Source organism: Enterovibrio norvegicus FF-33, assembly GCF_000286835.2.
GTDB lineage: Bacteria > Pseudomonadota > Gammaproteobacteria > Enterobacterales > Vibrionaceae > Enterovibrio > Enterovibrio norvegicus_A.
The window spans coordinates 1,900,730-1,901,982 of sequence record NZ_AJYD02000038.1; the positions used below are offsets into that span (position 1 = coordinate 1,900,730).

At 40.9% G+C, this 1,253-nt stretch carries 2 pseudogenes; both read left to right on the forward strand.

From position 1 onward, the window contains the following. Positions 1 to 540 (forward strand): annotated as a pseudogene (locus A1OO_RS23620) (hypothetical protein); the annotation flags it as partial. A gap of 513 nt (positions 541 to 1,053) precedes the next feature. After that, a pseudogene (locus A1OO_RS16660) lies at positions 1,054 to 1,253 on the forward strand (hypothetical protein); the annotation flags it as partial.

Here is a 1,253-nt window from a genome sequence, read left to right on the forward strand (position 1 = left end):
GCTGATAACGACGTATTCACCGAAAATAGTATCTGTAGTCAGGCTAGTCATGTGTCAATATCTGGGGCTGGACGCACCGCATATATAGATTGTGACAAAGGCATTGTTGGTATGACCGATATTCAAGGTGAGTTTAAGGAGCGCTTTCAAGATCGCGTATACACATATTATGAGGATCCCCTTCAAAACATGGGCATAACCGGCGAGGGAAATGTATCTTGGGTTTCAGGGAGTGGTCAAGGATTCAACAAAGCATTCCGAGCAAACATAGGCACTTCAATAACAAAAGATATGACGTATTTTGCTGCACAAGATAACGCAAATTATACGGAAGCTGAACCATGCGCCGTCGCACCCAATAGCCCTTATTACACTCACATGGTGGCCATCATTTACCTAGCAGAAGAAGAATATTCCAATCCAATTCAGTGCTCTATGATACTAAGAGAAGGACAGTGTGCGAATGGTGTTAAACAGCCAGTAACATATACTACATTTGCCTCGTATCTCGACCCAAATGCGTGCGTTGTTGTCGAATAGAAACGGATAGTCTCACACTTTTTAAAGGCATTAAGACACTGCTACGTGAATAAAAATTCATGGTTCCTATAGTGTTGGTTTATTGTAAATATTGTCATTTACGCCGCTCGACAGAGCGGCTTTTTATCACATGTCGCTTCAATCTTTGGTTATTTAACTCACATCCAAACACAGACATTAATATTTATATAAATTATCAACCAACAGTATTTCAGCATCCTAAACCATGGACAATCAGACTGTTAGAAATAGAAAGAATAAGAATCACGAAAGCACTCTTTTATTAGTATATTCTAAATAATTAATATGAAATTAGTCGCATAACAGAGACACCCCGCCTGCACCACCTTCATGCATACTCGTCGAAATCGAGATACTCATCTACCCGTTTACCTTTTGATTTACATGACAAAGCCTTCCTTTCATTGTGGAAATGGCTGTTAGACATTCACTCAAACGCCATAAACAGCACCCATCAAAATAATAAAATACGTAAAACAACAAGGACTATTCATGAAAGCACGGCTAGCACTCTCTTCCCTTGCATTATCACTGGCAGCCATGGCAGCCAACACCGCACAAGCACAATGTTTTGGCAATGTTTATTCTATCAATGGTGGGCGAGGCGACGTTGGCTTCCTACTCGACCTCAAAGAAGACAATAAACTGCTGGGCTATTCGAACCCAGGAGACCGCGCACTAATATCATCTAG